Source organism: Butyrivibrio proteoclasticus (genome assembly GCF_900115735.1).
In the GTDB taxonomy this organism is placed as follows: domain Bacteria; phylum Bacillota; class Clostridia; order Lachnospirales; family Lachnospiraceae; genus Butyrivibrio; species Butyrivibrio proteoclasticus_B.
In genome coordinates this window covers 42,958-62,957 of the sequence record NZ_FOXO01000022.1, presented here as the reverse complement: position 1 = coordinate 62,957, position 20,000 = coordinate 42,958, and the positions used below count along the sequence as shown (strand labels likewise).

General features: G+C 40.9%; 18 protein-coding genes and 4 tRNA genes. All 22 read right to left on the bottom strand.

Annotated features, from left to right (window positions below):
• Nucleotides 1-72 precede the first annotated feature (72 nt).
• Nucleotides 73-146, bottom strand: a tRNA-Arg gene (locus BM146_RS13365).
• 4 nt (nt 147-150) lie between these two features.
• Nucleotides 151-221, bottom strand: a tRNA-Gly gene (locus tag BM146_RS13360).
• 74 nt (nt 222-295) lie between these two features.
• Nucleotides 296-370 (bottom strand) — tRNA-Pro (locus tag BM146_RS13355).
• A 94-nt stretch (nt 371-464) separates the two neighbouring features.
• A complete protein-coding gene (locus BM146_RS13350; RefSeq protein ID WP_074889995.1) occupies nt 465-947 on the bottom strand; it encodes a metallophosphoesterase in 483 nt (160 codons plus the stop codon).
• A gap of 3 nt (nt 948-950) precedes the next feature.
• Nucleotides 951-1,568, bottom strand: a complete 618-nt coding sequence (rdgB, locus tag BM146_RS13345; RefSeq protein ID WP_074889991.1) for an RdgB/HAM1 family non-canonical purine NTP pyrophosphatase — start codon at nt 1,566-1,568, stop codon at nt 951-953.
• Nucleotides 1,569-1,581: 13 nt separating this feature from the next.
• A complete protein-coding gene (locus BM146_RS13340) occupies nt 1,582-2,583 on the bottom strand; it encodes a hypothetical protein (protein WP_074889988.1) in 1,002 nt (333 codons plus the stop codon).
• A gap of 34 nt (nt 2,584-2,617) precedes the next feature.
• Nucleotides 2,618-3,769 carry a THUMP domain-containing class I SAM-dependent RNA methyltransferase gene (locus tag BM146_RS13335; protein WP_074889984.1) on the bottom strand — a complete coding sequence of 384 codons (1,152 nt, stop codon included), beginning with the start codon at nt 3,767-3,769 and terminating at the stop codon, nt 2,618-2,620.
• 68 nt (nt 3,770-3,837) lie between these two features.
• Nucleotides 3,838-3,911 (bottom strand) — tRNA-Arg (locus tag BM146_RS13330).
• A gap of 63 nt (nt 3,912-3,974) precedes the next feature.
• Nucleotides 3,975-5,129 carry an HD domain-containing phosphohydrolase gene (locus BM146_RS13325; RefSeq protein WP_074889980.1) on the bottom strand — a complete coding sequence of 385 codons (1,155 nt, stop codon included), beginning with the start codon at nt 5,127-5,129 and terminating at the stop codon, nt 3,975-3,977.
• 27 nt (nt 5,130-5,156) lie between these two features.
• On the bottom strand, nt 5,157-6,338 hold the full coding sequence (locus tag BM146_RS13320; RefSeq protein WP_074889976.1) for an acetyl-CoA C-acetyltransferase: 1,182 nt from the start codon (nt 6,336-6,338) through the stop codon (nt 5,157-5,159).
• 184 nt (nt 6,339-6,522) lie between these two features.
• Nucleotides 6,523-7,572 carry an electron transfer flavoprotein subunit alpha/FixB family protein gene (locus tag BM146_RS13315; protein WP_022773794.1) on the bottom strand — a complete coding sequence of 350 codons (1,050 nt, stop codon included), beginning with the start codon at nt 7,570-7,572 and terminating at the stop codon, nt 6,523-6,525.
• 27 nt (nt 7,573-7,599) lie between these two features.
• Nucleotides 7,600-8,391 (bottom strand): electron transfer flavoprotein subunit beta/FixA family protein, encoded by a 792-nt coding sequence (locus tag BM146_RS13310; protein ID WP_074889972.1) that lies wholly within the window; start codon nt 8,389-8,391, stop codon nt 7,600-7,602.
• 35 nt (nt 8,392-8,426) lie between these two features.
• Nucleotides 8,427-9,587, bottom strand: coding sequence for an acyl-CoA dehydrogenase (locus tag BM146_RS13305; RefSeq protein WP_074889969.1), 1,161 nt, complete (start codon nt 9,585-9,587; stop codon nt 8,427-8,429).
• 46 nt (nt 9,588-9,633) lie between these two features.
• On the bottom strand, nt 9,634-10,509 hold the full coding sequence (locus tag BM146_RS13300; protein WP_074889966.1) for a 3-hydroxyacyl-CoA dehydrogenase family protein: 876 nt from the start codon (nt 10,507-10,509) through the stop codon (nt 9,634-9,636).
• Between the two features lie 112 nt (nt 10,510-10,621).
• A complete protein-coding gene (locus tag BM146_RS13295) occupies nt 10,622-11,416 on the bottom strand; it encodes an enoyl-CoA hydratase-related protein (protein ID WP_074889963.1) in 795 nt (264 codons plus the stop codon).
• A gap of 18 nt (nt 11,417-11,434) precedes the next feature.
• A complete protein-coding gene (locus BM146_RS13290; protein ID WP_074889960.1) occupies nt 11,435-12,625 on the bottom strand; it encodes an acetyl-CoA C-acetyltransferase in 1,191 nt (396 codons plus the stop codon).
• A gap of 206 nt (nt 12,626-12,831) precedes the next feature.
• Nucleotides 12,832-13,362: a ribosome hibernation-promoting factor, HPF/YfiA family gene (gene hpf, locus BM146_RS13285; protein ID WP_074889957.1), complete on the bottom strand. Its 531-nt coding sequence runs from the start codon at nt 13,360-13,362 to the stop codon at nt 12,832-12,834.
• Between the two features lie 322 nt (nt 13,363-13,684).
• Nucleotides 13,685-15,193 carry an alpha-N-arabinofuranosidase gene (locus tag BM146_RS13280; RefSeq protein ID WP_074889954.1) on the bottom strand — a complete coding sequence of 503 codons (1,509 nt, stop codon included), beginning with the start codon at nt 15,191-15,193 and terminating at the stop codon, nt 13,685-13,687.
• A gap of 10 nt (nt 15,194-15,203) precedes the next feature.
• Nucleotides 15,204-16,100: a carbohydrate ABC transporter permease gene (locus BM146_RS13275; protein ID WP_074889949.1), complete on the bottom strand. Its 897-nt coding sequence runs from the start codon at nt 16,098-16,100 to the stop codon at nt 15,204-15,206.
• A gap of 21 nt (nt 16,101-16,121) precedes the next feature.
• The gene (locus BM146_RS13270; protein WP_074889946.1) at nt 16,122-17,036 is read right to left on the bottom strand and encodes an ABC transporter permease; all 915 of its coding nucleotides are present in this window, start codon (nt 17,034-17,036) and stop codon (nt 16,122-16,124) included.
• A gap of 73 nt (nt 17,037-17,109) precedes the next feature.
• Nucleotides 17,110-18,768, bottom strand: coding sequence for an ABC transporter substrate-binding protein (locus BM146_RS13265; protein WP_074889941.1), 1,659 nt, complete (start codon nt 18,766-18,768; stop codon nt 17,110-17,112).
• A 196-nt stretch (nt 18,769-18,964) separates the two neighbouring features.
• Nucleotides 18,965-19,993, bottom strand: a complete 1,029-nt coding sequence (locus tag BM146_RS13260; RefSeq protein WP_074889937.1) for a LacI family DNA-binding transcriptional regulator — start codon at nt 19,991-19,993, stop codon at nt 18,965-18,967.
• Nucleotides 19,994-20,000 lie beyond the last annotated feature (7 nt).

Sequence of the window (20,000 nt, the reverse complement as noted above, 5' to 3'; positions counted from 1 at the left end):
TGCATCTGTCAATGTCCACCAATGGCTCGCACTAGCCATAAAAACGGCAAGTACTCTGCTCAAAAAAATAGATGTGCCCGAAGGGATTCGAACCCCCGACCCACGGCTTAGAAGGCCGTTGCTCTATCCAGCTGAGCTACGGACACATGCAGCGGGTGATGGGAATCGAACCCACGTATCTAGCTTGGAAGGCTAGTGTTCTACCATTGAACTACACCCGCAAAACATTTCGTAATGAAACTGTTTCGCATCTTGCGTTTCGACAAGGCTAATATTTCAAGTTCAAAAACTTGAGTCGGGGTGACAGGATTCGAACCTGCGACCCCCTGCTCCCAAAGCAGGTGCTCTAGCCAAACTGAGCCACACCCCGTCTTGCTTTAAAGCCCTTCGCCGTAACGCGAGATTTATTATATACTGATTTGGAACCAAATGTCAACACATTTTTTGTAATTTTTTTAACATTTTTATAAATACTTTATTTCGTAATTAATAATGCCGCTGTCATCGGTCGTAAGCACGATGTAGCTTGGCTTTCTGCCCTCTTGTCTAGGATACGACAAACTCCCAGGATTGAACAAGTATATTCCACCCATAGTCTTTGCAACAGGTTTATGAGTATGACCAAAAAATACAACTTCAACTCCTCTTGCAATTCCTTCGCTGCGAATATAATCAAGATCCATTGAAACCATATAGTTATGTCCATGGGTCAAAAAAGCTTTGTGTCCATCAAAAGTAAATTCAAGTTCTCTGTTAAGCTCAGAAAAAAAGTCATTATTGCCTGCAACAAAATATACAGGACAGTTGGCAGCAAGTGCATATCTGCCTTCTGAGCCTTCAAAATCCCCACAATGGATTATCCCATCCAATGGTTCTTCCAGATCTAAAACATCGTAAAAATTATCATCTTTGCCATGAGTATCACTCACAACCAAATATTTATGCATAAATCAAATTCCTTCCCCAAGTAACTTTGCCATTTCTCTAAGAGCTTTTCCCCTATGGCTGATGGAATTCTTTTCCTCCGGGCTGATTTCTGCAGAAGTTTTTCCAAATTCAGGTAAAAAGAAAATAGGATCATACCCAAAACCGTTTTCTCCGGCAATTTCATAGCCTATTCTGCCTTCCATTGTGCCCTGGCATGAATAGGACTTTCCATCAGGCAATACCGCCGAAATGGCACACACAAAGCGCGCCGTTCTCTTTTCATCCGGAACGCCCTCAAGTCTTTCAATAATTTTGTTATTTTTTATAATATAAGATGTATCTTCGCCCATATATCTTGCAGAATAAATTCCGGGTTCACCATTTAAATAATCAACCTCAAGGCCTGAATCATCCGCAAGAACAATCGTCTCCATAGCTTCTTCAGAGCTCTTTTCCCTGATCATTTCATAAACAGCTTTTGCTTTTATCATAGAGTTTTCTGAAAAAGAGGTTCCATCTTCCACTATATCCCCGTCTACTCCCGCTTCCTTCATGGACAGAATATCCATGCCAAGTCCACCAAGTATTTCTCGGATTTCCCTCATTTTGTTATTATTTCCGGTTGCAAATACAATTCTCATATAATTCTCCCAACTATTTATTAACAGCTTCATATGCTTTTAAAATAGCATTATAAATTCCTTCAGCAGCCTTTTTTTCATCATCAGCAGCCCCATATTCAACGTATAACCTTGCCGCCGGTATGACCGCCGTATGAAGTAATAAATCATCCTCTTTGGCTTCATAAACGCCTTCAGCAACAGCACCAAGTTTTTCCGCAGTACTTCTTTCAAGCATATCTGCAAATTCAGCATTATTCAGCCTTCGTAAAAAGTACTTGCTATTGTAATAGGCAGCCACCTTTACTTCATTTAAATCATCTTTTTTCATGGCATTTAAGGCCACAACCAAATCAGCCTGAGCCTCTTTTACAAATTCAGACTTTCTTTCTTCCGTAACATTTTTTCCAGAAAGATCAGTAAAAAATATCTTAAGATTATTTTCTTCATCTTTTGCTGAAATTTCTTTTAACTCATATGCAATATCTATAGCCCCGTCAGTTCCGTAGATATCATTTGCACAAGGATCCACTACAACCACTCCATCGTAAGTCTCATTTGGCTTTGCAAACTCAACCTCTATGGTGCTGGACTCAGTAAGGGAACTGGAACTTGCATATAATCCATCAAGCACAAAATCAAGGCATACGCTACCACTGTCATTTTCAGCGATGCACACCGCGCTTTTTAATATGTCAATGTCTGTAACAACAGCATTATCAAGATAAAAGCCCTCTTCCCTGCTATCTATATAGATTCTGAGTTCATGATCTATATATCTTTCCTCAAGTACAATATCATCAGAGCTTACAGTTTTTGATAATGGTATTATGAGTTTTCCCGACTGGCCATTGCCGACATTTCGATCAATCAGTATATTATAAGAATCTGCAGTACTAGCCCTGTCTATATGCGTTCCCGCAGCATCTGTGATCAGAATATGCTTGGTGGCAGCCCTTTGAAACATCACCACAAGAGAAACTGCTCCAAAAATGCCGGCTTTTATAGCCACCTTTTTCATCTGCCCGTTATCCATAATCTTCCCCCCATTAAAAGCAGACTCTTACATCTTAATTACTGCTCCTTTTCGGAGGCTTTGGTCCCATGAACTGATAAAAATATGTTTTGATCATGCCGTTGTAAATTTTCCTGTTTTTATCAGCTTTTTTGCCAATATACTTCTCAGCCTGCTCAAATCCTGTAATCAGGTACATTGACCAGGCGTCAAGTCCTTTGTATCGCTCACCAATCGTTCTGTAAAGAGAAGGAAGTTCCTTCTGATCGCCAATTCGCTCTCCGTATGGAGGGTTTGTAATGATGAATCCATATTTCTTTCTATGGCTAAGATCAGCGATGTCCCTTGCCTGAAAATGGATCAGATGATCTACTCCCGCCTTTTTGGCATTTATCCTTGCTATCTCAACCATCTCAGGATCAAGGTCATACCCCTGAATATCTGTCTCAATATCTGGCAATATTTCTTCCTTTGCCTCTTCCCGAACGTCATCCCAATTTTGTGGATCAATCAGATTAGTCCATTTTTCAGCAGTAAAATGTCTGTTTATGCCGGGGGCAATATGAGCTGCTATCATGGCAGCTTCAATAGGAATAGTTCCGCTTCCGCAGAATGGATCCACCAAAATCCTGTCTCCGTGCCACGGAGTAAGCATTATAAGCGCAGCCGCAAGATTCTCTGCAATAGGCGCCTTGGACTCAAGTTTTCTATAGCCTCTTTTGTGGAGAGAATCGCCTGTAGTATCAAGTGCTACCGTGACCTCATCTTTCATAAAAAAGACCCTGATAGGGTATTCTTCTGCATCCTCCTTGAACCAGTCAGTGTTGTAGCTTTGCTTCATTCTCTCAACAATAGCTTTTTTGACAATAGACTGGATATCAGATGGGCTAAAGAGCTTGCTTTTAACGCTTGAAGCTTTTTTTACCCAGAACTTACCTCTTTCAGGAATGAATTCTTCCCATGCAAGAGCCTTTACCCCCTGATAAAGGTCCTCAAAGCTCTCTGCATGAAAGCTTCCGACTTTAATAAGAACTCTCTCTGCCGTTCTGAGGCAGATATTGGCACGACATACAGCATCAGCATCTCCTGCAAAAGAGATTCTTCCGTCTGATACCTCCGTGATATCATAGCCAAGGTCAATTATTTCTTTTTTCAAAACGGATTCCAAGCCAAAGTGGCATGGACAAATTAAATCATATTTTTTCATCATAACTCCGATTATAACAAACAAAAGGGTACAAAAAAAGATGCATCTGAATCAGATGCATCTCTTAATGTGCGTGACAGGATTCGAACCCACGACCTTCTGGTCCGTAGCCAGACGCTCTATCCAGCTGAGCTACACGCACATGTGCCATATCGACAACAAAATATATTATATGCATGGCACGGCTTTTTGTCAACATTATTTTTTATATTTTACCTACAGGTTTTCCATATGGAGAATACCCGCCATTTTCAGCCATTTCTTCGGCCTTTGTTTCAGCGATAAGTCTTTCCATATCAGTTCTTGCAAACTCAAAGCATGCCATAAGGCTTGGTGAAAATACTCCGCATTCACCATTTTTGATCATATTAAAAGCTTTATCCACAGGATAAGCTGCCTTATACACTCTGTCACTTACAAGAGCATCATATACATCTGCTAAAGCTGTAAGCTGTGCGGCAATGGAATTTTCTTTTCCCTTTAAACCATCAGGATAGCCCTTTCCGTCGTACCTCTCATGGTGATGCCTGCAGATATCAAGGCATACTTCGTAATACTCTTTATCCTGAATATCCTTAAGCATCTCAATTATCTCAGCCCCCCTCGTTGTGTGAGATTTCATGACTTCAAATTCCTCTGTAGTAAGCCTTCCGGGCTTTAAAAGAATTGAATCAGGAACAGAAATCTTGCCTATATCATGCATAGCTGATGCCTGAGTGATAACTTCCACCAAACGAGATGTAAGCCCAAGCTCAGGGTAATTATTCATAGCAACAAGAGCCAGGATACGCACAATGCCCTTTACTCGTTTTAGATGGTATACTGACTCCATGCTTCTGAATTCAACAATTGTTGCTATGGTATCAATAACACGCTCGTTACTGTTTTTTAGCTTTTCCTCCTGTTTTTTTAGATATAGAAACTGCTTTTTCAGAACCCTCGACTGATCATCGACCTTTTCCTCAAGATTATTTTTATGGTCATAAAGCTCAATGGTTCTTGAAACCCTTCTATCAACAATAACAGGATCAAAGGGCTTATGTATAACGTCCGCTGCGCCTTTCTGGTAACTGGTTCTCTCAGCTTCAGTGGATGTATCAGCTGTTATCATGAGAACAGGAATGATCTCATTGAGATTGTCCTTGTTGCTCATAGCCTCCAAAACTGCATATCCATCCATCTCTGGCATGACGATATCAAGCAGAATTGCAGCAAGCTTATCTTTATTCTGCTCCATAATCTTTATAGCTTCAACCCCATCACCAGCTTCAAGGATATTGTACTTGTCCTTAAATATTTCTCCTAAAATGCCTCTGTTTATTTCATTGTCATCTACAACAAGTATTGAGCGATCCGCCATATGCCCTCCGAATAAAAAAGAAATACTTTATCTTTCAACTATAGCTGCGCAGCCCATTCCGCCACCTACACAAAGTGTAGCAAGTCCTCTGTGAACATCTCTTCTCTGCATCTCGTACAACAAAGATACAAGGATTCTGTTACCTGAGCATCCAACAGGATGTCCAAGTGCAATGGCGCCACCGTTTACGTTAAGGACATCATTGCTAAATCCAAGATCATGCTGTACTGCAACAGACTGTGCTGCAAAAGCTTCATTTGCTTCAATAAGATCAAAGTCACCAATTGTAAGGCCAGTCTTATTCATTACTTTCCGAGTTGCAGCAACAGGTCCGATACCCATGATGCTTGGTTCAACACCTGCAAGTTCTCCTGCAATCCACGTTCCAAGAGGCTTAACACCCAGTTCTTTTGCCTTCTCTTCACTCATTACGATTATTGCAGATGCTGCATCATTGATTCCTGATGAATTTGCAGCCGTAACAACCCCACCATCCTTCTTAAATGCAGGTTTGAGATGAGAAATACTTTCAACTGTAACACCTTTTCTTGGTCCTTCATCTGTATCAAAAATAATTGTCTCTTTCTTTTTCTTTATTTCTACAGGAACAATCTCTTCCTTGAATTTTCCCTCTGCAATTGCCTTCTCGGCTTTATTTTGTGACCATGCTGCGAACTCATCAAGCTGCTGCCTTGTAAGATGCCACTGCTCTGCAATGTTCTCGGCTGTAATACCCATGTGATATCCGCCAAAAGCGTCTGTAAGAGCGTCCTTGATCATAGCGTCCTGCAGTTCTCCTGACCCCATTCTGTATCCATAACGTCCCTGCTGCATAAGGTATGGTGCCATTGACATGTTTTCCATTCCACCTGCTACGATAATATCAGCATCACCCATTCCGATAAGCTTTGCTGCAAGATTTACGCAGTGAAGTCCTGATCCGCAAAGAACATTTATTGTTGTTGCAGGAACTTCAACAGGAATCCCTGCATTTATTGCTGACTGTCTTGCCGGATTCTGTCCAAGGCCTGCCTGGATTACACAACCCATATATACTTCATCAACCTGCTCCGGCTTAACTCCTGCTCTTTTCAATGCTTCTTTTATTACAATTGCTCCAAGAGCCGGTGCCGGTGTAGTTGATAATGTTCCACCCATTGTTCCGATTGCCGTTCTGCATGCTCCGGCCAAAACTACTTTTCTTGCCATAACTGTTCCTCCATTTTTTCTAAAATAAAAGAAGTAATGTACACCACTTCTATTTTATCATTTTAATAGCGCAGACTCAACGTAATAAAAATTGTTTTTTAGCTTTTTATCATCCACCGATCTGTGTTTGTTTCTAGTAAAAAGACCGGCACCCAAATGGCACCGGCCTTTAATGATCAATTTATCAGTTCTTTGCAGCAAGAGCTTCTTTGATCTTCTTTGTAAGAGCAGGAACGATCTTGTTAAGATCTCCAACTACGCCATAATCAGCTACATCAAAGATAGGCGCATTCTCATCTTTGTTGATAGCAATGATGATATCAGACTCTTCCATACCTGCAACGTGCTGGATAGCTCCAGAAATACCGATTGCGAAATAAAGCTGAGGTCTAACTGTCTTACCTGTCTGTCCAACCTGAAGATCCTTTGGCTTCCAGCCTGAATCTACAACTGCACGTGAGCAGGAAACTGTTCCGCCCAGAGCCTCTGCAAGATCATCAAGAATCTTGAAATTCTCAGCGCTGCCAACTCCACGGCCGCCTGATACAAGAATCTTAGCTGCCTGAATATCAGCAACTGAAGAAGCCTCTTTAACAATCTTAAGAATTTCTGTGTAGCAGTCGTTCTCTTCGAATCCAGGATTGAATTCAACAACTTCTGCCTTAGCGCCCTTGATAGGATCAATCTTCTGCATAACACCAGGACGAACTGTAGCCATCTGAGGACGGAAATCAGGACAAGCGATTGTTGCGATTGTATTTCCACCAAATGCAGGTCTTGTCATAAGGAGCTGTTTGTGCTTTGTCTCTCTAACTGGTGAAGGCTCAAGAGGGAAATCACCGATATCAAGACTTGTACAGTCAGCTGTAAGGCCTGTATGTACTCTTGATGATACTCTAGGGCCAAGATCTCTTCCGATAGCTGTAGCGCCAACAAGAAGGATCTCAGGCTTAAACTCATCAATTACAGATGCAAGAGCGTGTGTATAAGGCTCTGTTCTGTAATCCTTAAGAGCAGGATCATCAACAACGATAACTCTATCTGCGCCATACTCAGCAAGCTTGTCTACAAGCCCCTTAACATCACTACCAAGAAGTACGGCTGTAACTTTTTTCTCATCAAGGTCTTCTGCAAGACTCTTTGCTTTGCCCAGAAGTTCAAGTGCAATACTTGAAAGTTCATTGTCTACCTGCTGAGCAAATATAAATACACCTTTATATTCTTCTAAAGACATGACTTTTCTCCTTTTCATTTAAAAATATTATATGACGTGCTTTTCTGTAAGCTTACCTACGATATAATCTACTGCTTCTTCAGCTGAATCAGGAGCAACTTTTTCTCCCTGACCCTTCTTAACCTTATCAGAAGCTTTAGCGATCTGTGTAGGTGATCCTTTAAGACCAAGGTTTGAATCGTCAACGTCCTTAAGATCTGCTCTGCCCCAAACAGTAACTTCCTTCTCGAAAGCATCGAAAATTCCGCCTGGAGTCATATATCTGGGCTCATTGAGCTCAGAAAGAGCTGTAACAAGGCAAGGCATCTTAGCCTTTACGATGTGATATCTGTCTTCAAACTGTCTCTTTACTTCTACAGTACGAGCCTTCTCATCAACTTTGATCTCTTCTGCATATGAGATTACAGGAATGTGAAGGTGCTCAGAAATCTGAGGACCAACCTGAGCTGTATCTCCATCGATAGCCTGACGGCCAGTGATGATAAGATCATACTCAAGATTTCTAAGTGCTCCAGCAATAGTAGAAGATGTTGCCCATGTATCTGCGCCGCCGAGTACTCTATCTGTGACAAGGATTGCCTTGTCTGCGCCCATAGCAAAAGCTTCTCTAAGAACAGCATCAGCCTTAGGAAGTCCCATTGTAAGAACTGTAACCTCTGCTCCATACTGATCTTTTAATCTAAGTGCTGCCTCAAGTCCTGCTTTGTCATCAGGATTCATGATAGCAAGCATTGCACCTCTATCCAATGTTCCATCGGGTTTGAACTTAACGCCGCCCTTTGTATCAGGGACCTGCTTAATGCAAACAACTACTTTCATTGTATTTTCTCCTTATATTTTTCTTCGCTAACTGATTACTTAAGTAATGCTCCGGAAATAACCATTCTCTGAACTTCAGATGTACCTTCGTAGATCTCTGTGATCTTAGCATCACGCATCATACGCTCTACTTCGTACTCTCTGATGTATCCGTAACCACCGTGAAGCTGAACAGCCTTTGTAGTTACATCCATAGCAACCTCTGCAGCAAAGAGTTTTGCCTTTGCAGCTTCAACGCCATAGTAGTCTTTATTCTTCTTTGCATCAGCAGCCTGGTAAACAAGGAGTTTAGCAGCTTCACACTGTGTAGCCATGTTTGCAAGCTGGAACTGTGTATTTTGGAATGCTCCGATAGCTCTTCCGAACTGCTTTCTCTCTTTTACATACTCAACTGTTCTGTCAAGGGCGCCCTCAGCAATACCAAGAGCCTGAGCAGCGATACCAATACGTCCGCCATCAAGAGTGTGCATAGCGATAGGGAATCCCTTTCCTCTTGCGCCAAGAAGGTTCTCTGCTGGGATATGGCAATCCTGGAAAATAAGTTCATATGTTGATGAACCACGGATACCCATCTTGTTTTCTTTTGTTCCGAAAGTGAATCCAGGAGTATCTTTCTCAACGATGAATGCTGAGAACTTCTTCTGTTTTCTGCCCTTCTTATCTTCTACGATATCTGTGTAAGCGATGATGATATAAATATCAGCTTCCTTACCGTTTGTGATAAAGCACTTTGAACCGTTAAGGATCCACTCTTTACCATCTTCTGAAAGAACAGCCTTTGTCTGAACGCCCTGAGCATCTGTACCAGCCATAGGCTCAGTAAGACCGAAAGCACCAAGCTTCTCACCCTTAGCAAGAGGTACAAGGTATTTCTGCTTCTGTTCTTCTGTACCATAAGTCATGATAGGATCACAGCAAAGTGATGTGTGAGCAGATACGATAACTGCTGTTGTACCACAAACCTTTGCAAGCTCCTCTACACACATAACGTATGTAAGAGGATCACAACCCTGTCCGCCGTACTCCTTTGGAATCGGAATACCCATGAATCCGTATTTCTGCATTTTTGCAACTGTTTCCCTAGGGAATACTTCTGTCTCGTCAACGTCTATTGCATGTGGCTTAACTTCTTTTTCTGCAAACTCTTTGAAAAGAGCTCTAGCCATTTCATGTTGCTGATCAAGCTGAAAATCCATTATTTTTTCCTCCGAATCATATTAATCATTTAAATCTATAATGTAGTTAGGCGCGATCTGTAGGAACCTTGTTTCCATCTGCATAGTTGTAGAAACCAATTCCAGTCTTAACGCCAAGCTTCTTACCACGAACCATCTTACGAAGAAGTGGGCATGCGCGATACTTTGAATCGCCTGTCTCTGAATAAAGAACGTCCATGATAGCAAGAACGATATCAAGTCCGATATAATCGCCGAGCTCTAATGGTCCCATTGGGTGGTTACATCCAAGCTTCATAGCTGTATCGATACCCTGGATATCTGAAACGCCTTCTGAATATACGAAGATACCTTCGTTGATCATAGGAACAAGAATTCTGTTTACAACGAATCCTGCTGCTTCATTAACCTGTACAGGTGTCTTACCAAGGTCTTCTGAGATTTTCTTGATCTTCTCTACCATATCATCAGGAGTGTTAGCACCCTGGATAACCTCAACGAGCTTCATAACAGGAGCCGGGTTGAAGAAGTGCATACCGATGATAGGCTTTGCAAGACCTGAACCGATCTCTGTGATTGAAAGAGATGATGTATTTGATGCAAAGATGCAATCAGGATTCTTTACGATGTTGTCCTGAAGTTCCTTAAAGAGGTTCTTCTTGATATCCATAACTTCAAGAGCAGCCTCAACTACAAGATCAGCATCAGCACAGATGTCATTAAGACCTGTCTGGATCTTTCCAATGATCTTATCAGCATCTTCCTGAGTTTTCTTTCCCTTAGCAACCTGCTTATCAAGACCCTTTTTGATCTTAGCTAATCCGCCCTCAGCAAACTCAGTCTTGATATCGCAAAGATAAACCTTCTCTACAGACTCAGCCTGAGCAAATGTCTGAGCAATTCCTGAACCCATTGTACCTGCGCCAATAACAGCTACCTTCATTTTAAAATCCTCCTAAAAAAATATTTTTTTATGTTTATAAGGAAGTTCCGCTCTCACTTTCGTTCGCCGGAACACGTTCGAACCAGACTCAAAAATACTTCGCCAGGTTCTCTCAGCCATTTTTAAAAGCTACAACTTTAACTTTTGCCGGATCATCTTTTTTTCTGAGGAAGTTAGCCATTCCCTCTTTCTGATCCTCTGTCTCGAAGCATGAGCCAAAGAGCTTCTCTTCGATAACAATTGCTTCATCTATATCTGTCTGAAGTCCATCATTGATTGCTTTCTTGCATGCACGAACAGCGATAGGAGCATTAGCTGCGATCTGAGAAGCCATCTTCTCTGCTGCTGCCATAAGCTCTTCCTGTGGATAAACTGCATTAACAAGACCAATTCTAAGAGCTTCATCAGCCTTAATATTGCGAGCTGTGTAAATAAGCTGCTTAGCCATTCCTGCGCCTATAAGACGAGCAAGTCTCTGTGTTCCGCCAAATCCAGGTGTGATTCCCAGGCCAACCTCAGGCTGACCAAACATAGCGTTCTCTGAGCAGATACGAATATCACAGCTCATTGAGATCTCGCATCCACCGCCAAGAGCAAATCCGTTTACTGCAGCAATTACAGGAACAGGGAACTGCTCAATCTTGCGGAAGATATCATTTCCTTTTTTACCAAATGCTTCGCCTTCAGCCTTTGTAAGTGTGCTCATCTCTCCGATGTCAGCACCGGCAACAAAAGATTTCTCTCCTGCGCCTGTAAGAACAACTGCTCTTACTACATTTGTGTCGATTGCATCGAATGTAGCAGCAAGGTCATCAAGAACCTGTGAATTAAGAGCATTGAGTGCTTCAGGACGATTGATTGTAACGATTGCTATGTTATCTTTTAACTCACAATTAACAAATCCCATTTTGTTTTCCCCCTTAAATTATTCGTAACGCTCAACGATTGTTGCGCAGCCCATTCCGCCGCCGATGCAAAGTGTTGCAAGACCCTTCTTTGCATCTTCTCTCTTCTGCATCTCATGAAGAAGAGTTACAAGGATACGGCATCCTGATGCTCCAACAGGGTGTCCAAGTGCAATAGCACCACCGTTGACATTAACCTTATTCATATCAAATCCAAGCTCCTTGGCAACTGCAACTGACTGAGCTGCGAATGCTTCGTTAGCCTCGATAAGATCGATATCATCAAGTGAAAGCTCTGTCTTCTTAAGAACTTTCTTTGTAGCTGCAACAGGTCCGATACCCATAATTTCAGGCTCAACACCTGCAAGAGCTCCGCCTACCCATGTAGCCATAGGCTTGATTCCGAGTTCTTTTGCCTTCTCTTCGCTCATAACAACTATTGCAGCAGCACCATCATTGATACCTGAAGCATTACCGGCTGTTACAAGTCCGCCCTCTTTACCAGAGCAGCATTTAAGTTTTGAAAGTGTCTCTACTGTTGTGCCGGCACGAGGGCCCTCATCAACCTTGAACTCAACCATTTCTTTTTTAACTTTTACAGGAACAGGAACGATTTCATCGTTGAATCTGCCTTCTGCCATTGCCTTCTCACATTTCTGCTGTGAGTTTGCTGAGAACTCATCAAGTTCCTGTCTTGTAAGTCCCCATCTATCACAGATATTCTCTGCTGTGATCATCATATGATAGTGATTGAAAGCATCTGTAAGAGCATCGTTTACCATTGTATCTACAACTGTTCCGTTGTTCATACGATATCCGAAACGTGCATTAGGAAGTGCATAAGGAGCCATAGACATGTTCTCCATACCACCAGCAACAACTATATCAGCCTCGCCAGCTTTAATAAGGTCAGCTGCCATGTTGACACAGTTAAGACCAGAACCACAAACTACATTGATAGTAACTGCAGGAGTCTCGATTGGAAGACCAGCCTTGATAGAAGCCTGTCTTGCTACGTTCTGTCCAAGTCCAGCCTGGATAACGCATCCCATAAGTACTTCATCAACCATTTCAGGCTTAACACCTGCACGGTTAAGTGCCTCCTTGATTACGATTGAACCAAGTTCTGCTGCAGGAGTGTTGCTAAGGGCTCCACCCATTTTGCCAATAGCTGTTCTCACTGCACCTGCTAAAACTACTTTCTGTGCCATAAAGTATTACCTCCGTTTTTTGGGACATGCCTATGTCCATATTTAGTTTTTACTTTAGAATCGCTTGATAAATTTTTATCAGAACAGAATAATTTTAGCACACCATATGGGCAAATGCAATAAAAAATAGCTCCACCCAGGGAGCTATTTTATAAAATCTCAATAAATTGATATTTAATTAACGAATTGTTATTTAATTAACGAGTTCACACTTCAGGCTCAATAATGCCGTAGGTATTTCCTTTCCTCTTATATACTACGCTGACCTGATCCGTTTCAGCATTAACAAATACAAAGAAATTGTGTCCCAAAAGTTCCATCTGTACACAAGCATCTTCCGGATACATTGGCTTTGGATCAAATTTTTTCATACGTTCAATTCGAATTTCATCGTCATCCACGTATTCGCTTTCAATGTATTCTTTTTTGAAGTTACTGGCCTCTGCCTGCTGCTTATCCACAAGTTTGCTCTTGTACTTTTTAAGCTGTCTCTCAATAACCTCTTCAACAAGATCTATTGAAACATACATATCATTACTGACCTGTTCAGCACGAATGATCTTGCCTTTTACAGGAATGGTCACTTCAATCTTATGTCGCTCCTTATCGACGTTTAATGTGACGTTGGCATTAGTGTCAGGAGTAAAATACTTTTCAAGTTTCCCTATTTTCTCCTCTACCGCTGCACGTAGCCCTGGTGTAACATCAATGTTCTTTCCTACGATTGTAAATTTCATGCAATCATCCCCTTTGCTACTAAAATGTATAATATATTATATCATTTATCTGACAATTTAGCCATCATATAACACTCTTGAATCCTAATCTTTTTATAAAATTTGGTCTTTTAGCTATTCTGCACAAAAAATAACAGCTATTTTCTGTTGTGTAAAATACACTTGTAAAGCATTCTTTTTTGTGGACAATGTGGATAAGTTCGTGTATAAGTCTAAAAAAAGCCATTCTTGAAAAAAGCTTTGTGGATAACTATTTATAAATAAACTATAAAATATTTATTAATATTTGTTGACTTTTGGGTTTATGTGCACATTGGAGAAATTAGGAAAGTTTTATCCTAAGTGAAACCATACTGCAGGGTGGAAGAGCTACTTTTAGCTTATTTTCGCCATTTTCAAAGCTTTCAAAATCTCGTTCAGTTACTTTTGACGGATTTTCAAAACTGTTATAATCATCCATTTTTCCAAAAAGAATTGTTCCTGCAACTTTTTCAATTAAAGAATTTCTAAAATCGATATCCACAATATTTTCTTTTTCCACATCAATATTGTTCAAAGTTACAGTCACAATTCCATCTTTATCCACAGAAACAGATTCATTTACATTCTCTGCTGTATCTTCGCCTATTCCTACTCTTTCAGTTCCCTCAAGATAGCTTTCCAAAAGATTCGCATCCTGATGATGGCGGAACATATGGAATACATGATAAGTAGGTGTAAGAACCATCTTGTCATCTTCTGTCAGAATCACAGACTGAAGCACATTTACTATCTGGGCAAGGCATCCCATTTTCACTCTGTCTGAATGCTTGTTAAAAATGTTTAGAGTTGCACCGGCCACCTGCGCATCACGCATAGAATTCTGTTGATACAAAAATCCCGGATTTGTGCCTTCTTCCACATCATGCCAGCATCCCCATTCATCTACAAGCATAGCAATTTTCTTTTCAGGATCGTATTCGGACATAATATGGTCATTTCTTGTAATGATCTCGTCCATATATACTGCCTTCCTCATTGCCCTGTAGTACTCTTCTGTGGAAAACTCTTTTGCACTTCCCTTATGCTCCCAGTTGTTGACTACCACATAGTAATGAACAGAAAGTCCATCCATAAAGCCGTGGGCTACTGCAGGTGCAGGGTGTCTGAAGCACACTTCCATAACATCGCTTGTCCACTTATAGTCATCAGCATTGGGGCCACAGCATATTTTCTTTATTGGCTTATTTCCATTGTAACAGCGCACATATGTCTGATAATTCCGGTACTTGTTGCCATAATAATCTGCGGTCATATTTCCTCCGCATCCCCAGTTTTCATTACCAACGCCAAAGTAATCCACAGTCCATGGCTTTTCATGGCCATTTTCTTTTCTGAGTTCTGCCATAGGTGAAACGCCATCGAATGTCATGTACTCCACCCATTCACTCATTTCTCTTACTGTGCCGCTTCCAACATTTCCATTTACATAAGTTTTGCATCCAAGTTGTTTGCAGAGTTCAAAATACTCATGAGTTCCAAAGCTGTTATCCTCAATAACGCCGCCCCAATGAGTATTTATCATTTTCTTTCTTTTTTCCTTTGGACCAATTCCATCCATCCAGTGATACTCATCTGCAAAATTCCCTCCAGGCCATCTCAGCACCGGTACTTTTATCTCTTTTAATGCATCAACAACATCTTTTCTCATTCCATTCTCATTTTTTATCTGAGAATTCTCACCAACATAAAGTCCTCCGTAGATACATCTTCCAAGATGCTCGCTGAAATGCCCGTAAACTTCAGGCTCGATATGACTTAATTTTCTGTTCTCGTTAATATGTAATTTCATCGTTCAACTTTTACCCCTTAACTCCACCAAGAGTTATTCCTTTCACAAAATTTCCCTGAATAAACGGATATGATACAAGTATAGGTAATACGCCCACTGTAGCCATCGCCATACGAACTGAAACTGAAGGTATGGACGCAAGACCAACTCCGGCATCTTGTACCCTTGAGCTGTTCTGTGACAGATACTGGATGTTCTGCATCATTCGATTAAGAAGATTCTGAACAGAATACAGGTCAGTCCTTTTTGTAAGATAGATGTATCCGTTCATCCAGTCATTCCAGTAAGCAATTCCTGCAAAAAGACCTATCGTAGCAACTATCGGTTTTGATAATGGCAATACCACACTCAAAAATGTCTTGTATTCAGAAGCCCCGTCAATGTAAGCCGCATCCAGGATCTCTGTTGGTATGCTGCTGCAAAAATATGATTTCATCAGCATTACATTAAAGCCATTCATCAAAAGTCCCGGAACCAACAATGCCCAAAAACTATTTTTTATGTTCAGCATATTGGAATACACAATGTAAGTCGGAACCAATCCGCCGTTAAACAAAAGCGTAAAAAATACCAGAAATAAAAGCACGCTCCTAAAAGGTAGATCAGGTTTTGAAAGAGCGTAAGCCAAAAGTGTTGTGATCGAAAGAGCCAGCGCTGTTCCAATCAAAGTAAGAACTATTGATATTCCATAGGCATGAACTACTGAATTTCCTGTTTTAAAAATATATTCATACGCATAGGTGCTCCATTTTGCCGGAGTAAAAGAATATCCGTCAGCAATAAGTACATCGTTGTCCGTAAACGAAGAAATAACCAGCAGTACAAACGGAACCACTGCAAGGAGCGATAAAATCATCATCACAACATGTGCAAATATTTGAAAATTTCTCTCTTCTCTTGTTCTCATTGTCATTCACCCCTTTAATGCTCAGAATAATGCATAATCCGGGTCTATCTTTTTAACTATCAGATTAGAACCAAGAACCAGAATAAATCCAACAAGTGACTGATAAAGGCCTGCTGCCGATGACATGGACATATCGCCAAGCTCCAAAAGTCCTCTGTAAACATATGTATCAATTGTGTTTGTCACGCTAAACAGTGCTCCCTGATTCTGAGGCACCTGGTAAAAGAGCCCGAAATCCGAATAGAATATTCTTCCTATTGCCAAAAGAGTAAGCATCACAATTGTCGGTTTCAAAAGAGGAATAGTTATCTTGAAGATCTGCTGCCACTTGGATGCACCGTCTATTGACGCAGATTCATAGATGCTTCTGTCTATTCCCAAAATGCTTGCCAGATAGATAACACAGTTATATCCAACACCCTTCCATGCACTTACAAACACAAGGATAAAAGGCCAGTATTTCTTTTCCATATACCAGGAAACAGGGTCCATCCCCAATGGCTTTAATATTGAATTGTTGATAAATCCGTTTTCCGTGGATAAAAAGCCAAATACAAGATAACTTACGATTACCATTGAGATCATATATGGCAACAGGATAAATGACTGATAAGCCTTTTTTATCCTGGAAGTCATCTCCGCCAGAAGAATCGCTACAAAAATCGCCATAATGGTATTAACGATAATAAACACCAGATTATAAAGAATAGTATTTCTCGTTATCACAAAAGCATCTTTAGTTGCAAAAAGATATTTAAAATTCTTAAAGCCAACAAAGGGCGAACCATATATTCCTTTCTTGGCATTATATTTTTTGAATGCAAGGATAAGTCCGGGTAGAGGCAGATAATTATTTATAAAAAGATACAGCATCCCCGGAAAAGCCATAATATAGAGAGGAATGTACCTCTTAAAGTTTTTCCTTTTATTTTTCATACGTTATTTCGCTCCCAAGTGCTATAAAAGCCCCGGCTATCCTTCCCCGATAGCCGGAGCTCTTTAAAAGATCTTAATTAATTCCGTTTTCGGCTGCCCAAGCATCAAGAGCTGCCTGCTTTCCAGCCATATAGTCATCAAGTCCTGCTGCCTTAAGAGCCTGCTCAAGTTCTGCAATTCCTGCTTCCGGCTCAACAAAGCCATAAACTACTTTCGGTCCGAATTCGTCATATGCATTCTTAAGAGCTGTATACTCAGATGCATAATCTGTGTTATCCCATGTAAATCCAAGAGCTTTTGACTTACATGTGCAGTTATCATTGAAATCTGCGATCTGCTGTCCAAGATCAAGTGGGTCGCCTTCCCATACATATGTTACATATGGGTTTGGCATAAGCCAGAGAACGTTTGGATAGTACTCAGAATTATTGGCATCTACGCCATCTGCATAGGTAATAGTTCCATCGGAGTTAACCTTAAACTCTTTTCCTTCCTGTCCCCAACACATAAGAGTTTCAATTGTTGAATCTGTATAAAGCGCATTAAGAACCTGAAGTGTTGCTACAGGATCTTCTGTGTTCTGGTTAACACACCAAGGGAATGATGATACTGATGAAGAACTCATAAAGCTCTCACCAACATCAAATACAACCATATCTCTTCCGCACTCACCAGAGATCTGAGTCTTGTAACCAGGCTTACTGCAAGCCATCATAGCCATATAAGCTCCCGATTTAACCTTTGCAGAAGCACCTGTTGTATCTGTAAGAGCATCCTGTGAAATGAATCCTGCCTGATTCCAGTCATAAGCTCTCTGAGCCCATTCCTTGAAAGTTTCAGATGCATATACATCTTCAATCTTAAGTGAATTTTGAGGATCAAGGAGCGTTCCAAAATAGTCACCTGCTATGTTATCAACAGAACTTCCCTGTGTAAGTTCATTGTCCTGAATCGCCATCACATACTTGTCAGGAAACTGAGCATGGAGCTGTGTGAAAATATCATTGATGTCATCCCATGTAGCCTTTGGATATCCAAGGTCACCTGTCGGCAGGGCAGAAACATCGTATCCGATAGCATCAAGGTATTCCTGGCCTACACAAACAGCAGCTGTCTCAATAGCATAGTCCTTAATTGGAGGTGTTCCGTATAACACGCCACCAACTCTGCAGGCATCAAGGTAATCAGCTCTTATCTTTTCCTTGATTCCGCCACAGTAATCATCAAACATTCCATCTTCCTCAAGGTCGAGCACATAACCATTGTTTATTGATGGGTTATATCCCAGGATACATGTTGAGAAAAGATCTACCTGCTCACCTGATGAAAGCATAAGCTTCATATCTTCACCATATGCAGCTGAGTCTATGATCATAAGTTCAACATCAAGACCAAGGGTCTCTTCTGTATAGGCAGACAATGCTTCGTTGATCCTATCAAGACCTGCAGGTCTTCCTGTCCAGTCAAAAAAAGCTATGACAACTTTCTCGTACTTGCCATCCTTCTCAGCCTTGGCTTTTCTGTCTGCAATAGCCTGAGCAGCCTTATCTAACGCAGCCTCGCTGCTTTCCCCGTCATCTTTCTGCTCTACATTTGACTGTGCAGTAGCTTCCTGCTCCGTTGCCTTAGTATCGCTCTGAGCAGTTGTCTGTGTTGCTGCGCTTCCACATCCGCTGAAAATCATAGCTGCAGTTGTAGCGCTTAGTAATAAAGAAGCAATTTTCTTTTTCATAGCATCCTCCATCTTTGCAACTGATATTCATTATTTTGTTTTTGTTAATCGATTAACTTGTTGATTAAAATATAAGACAACTCAATCAGAGTTGTCAACATATTTCAGGTATATTGATGTGCATTTTGTTAAAGAATAACGATTTATAATGTTATTAATTGGTGAATATTAACATTATAAATCGTTTAACCTCTAACTATATTCTTCCTACTGAAGCTCTTTCAATTAAACGGCATGGCATCTTTATTTCTTTTGATACTTCCTTGCCTTCCATTTTATCAAAGAGCATCTCTATAGCTTTTTTACCAATTCCCAAAAGATCAATTTTCATGGTAGTAAGTCCGGGAGTCATGAAATCTGAAATCATCTCATCATCAAATCCGATTATAGAAATATCTTTCCCCGCCTGTTTTCCATGTTCAAATAGATATTTATATATTCCACCTGCATTTCTGTCACTCATGCTAAATATCGCAGTAATATCTTTGGATAAAAGAGCTTCTGCTGCATTATAGCTAAGTTCTTTCCCCCACCCGGCATAGGTAACAAGCTCTGGATTATACAAAATGCCTGCATCATAAAGTGCTTTCTGATAGCCAAGGATTCTAAGCTTAGTGTGGATGTTCTCCTGTTCACCGGCCATAACACCGATTTTAGTGTGTCCTCTTTTTACCAGATAATCAACGGCAACTCTTGCTGCCTCTTCGTCGTCTATAACTACAGAAGGAACCTCTTCTTCCTGTGAATAAGCATACGCCAGAACAGATGGAATCTGATAGTCATTGGGGAAACGATGTATCTTACGGGCGTGTCCGGCTACATATACTATTCCGTCGACCCTGATTGAAGCCATCTCCTGAACAGCAGGATTCATAACAGAATAATACATCTTATCATTGTCAAACCACAGATCCTGCCATCTGGCATAAAGACGAAGGTTCTGAACTATTGTCCTGTAGCCTCTCTCCTCACAGACCTCCATGATACCCTCAATGATCTCAGGAGTAGTGAATTGTGCTATATCTTCTGCAATCACACCGATAGTCTGAGTCTTTTGTCTCCTGAGTCCCTGTGCAACATAGTTAAGCTTATACCCTCTGTCCTTAACTACCTTCAGAACCCTGTCTCTGGTTTCCTCACTAACTTTATTTTTGCCATTTAATATATTGGATACAGTAGCAGTTGATACGCCACATTCTTTTGCAATATCTTTTAAGGTTATCATATTAACC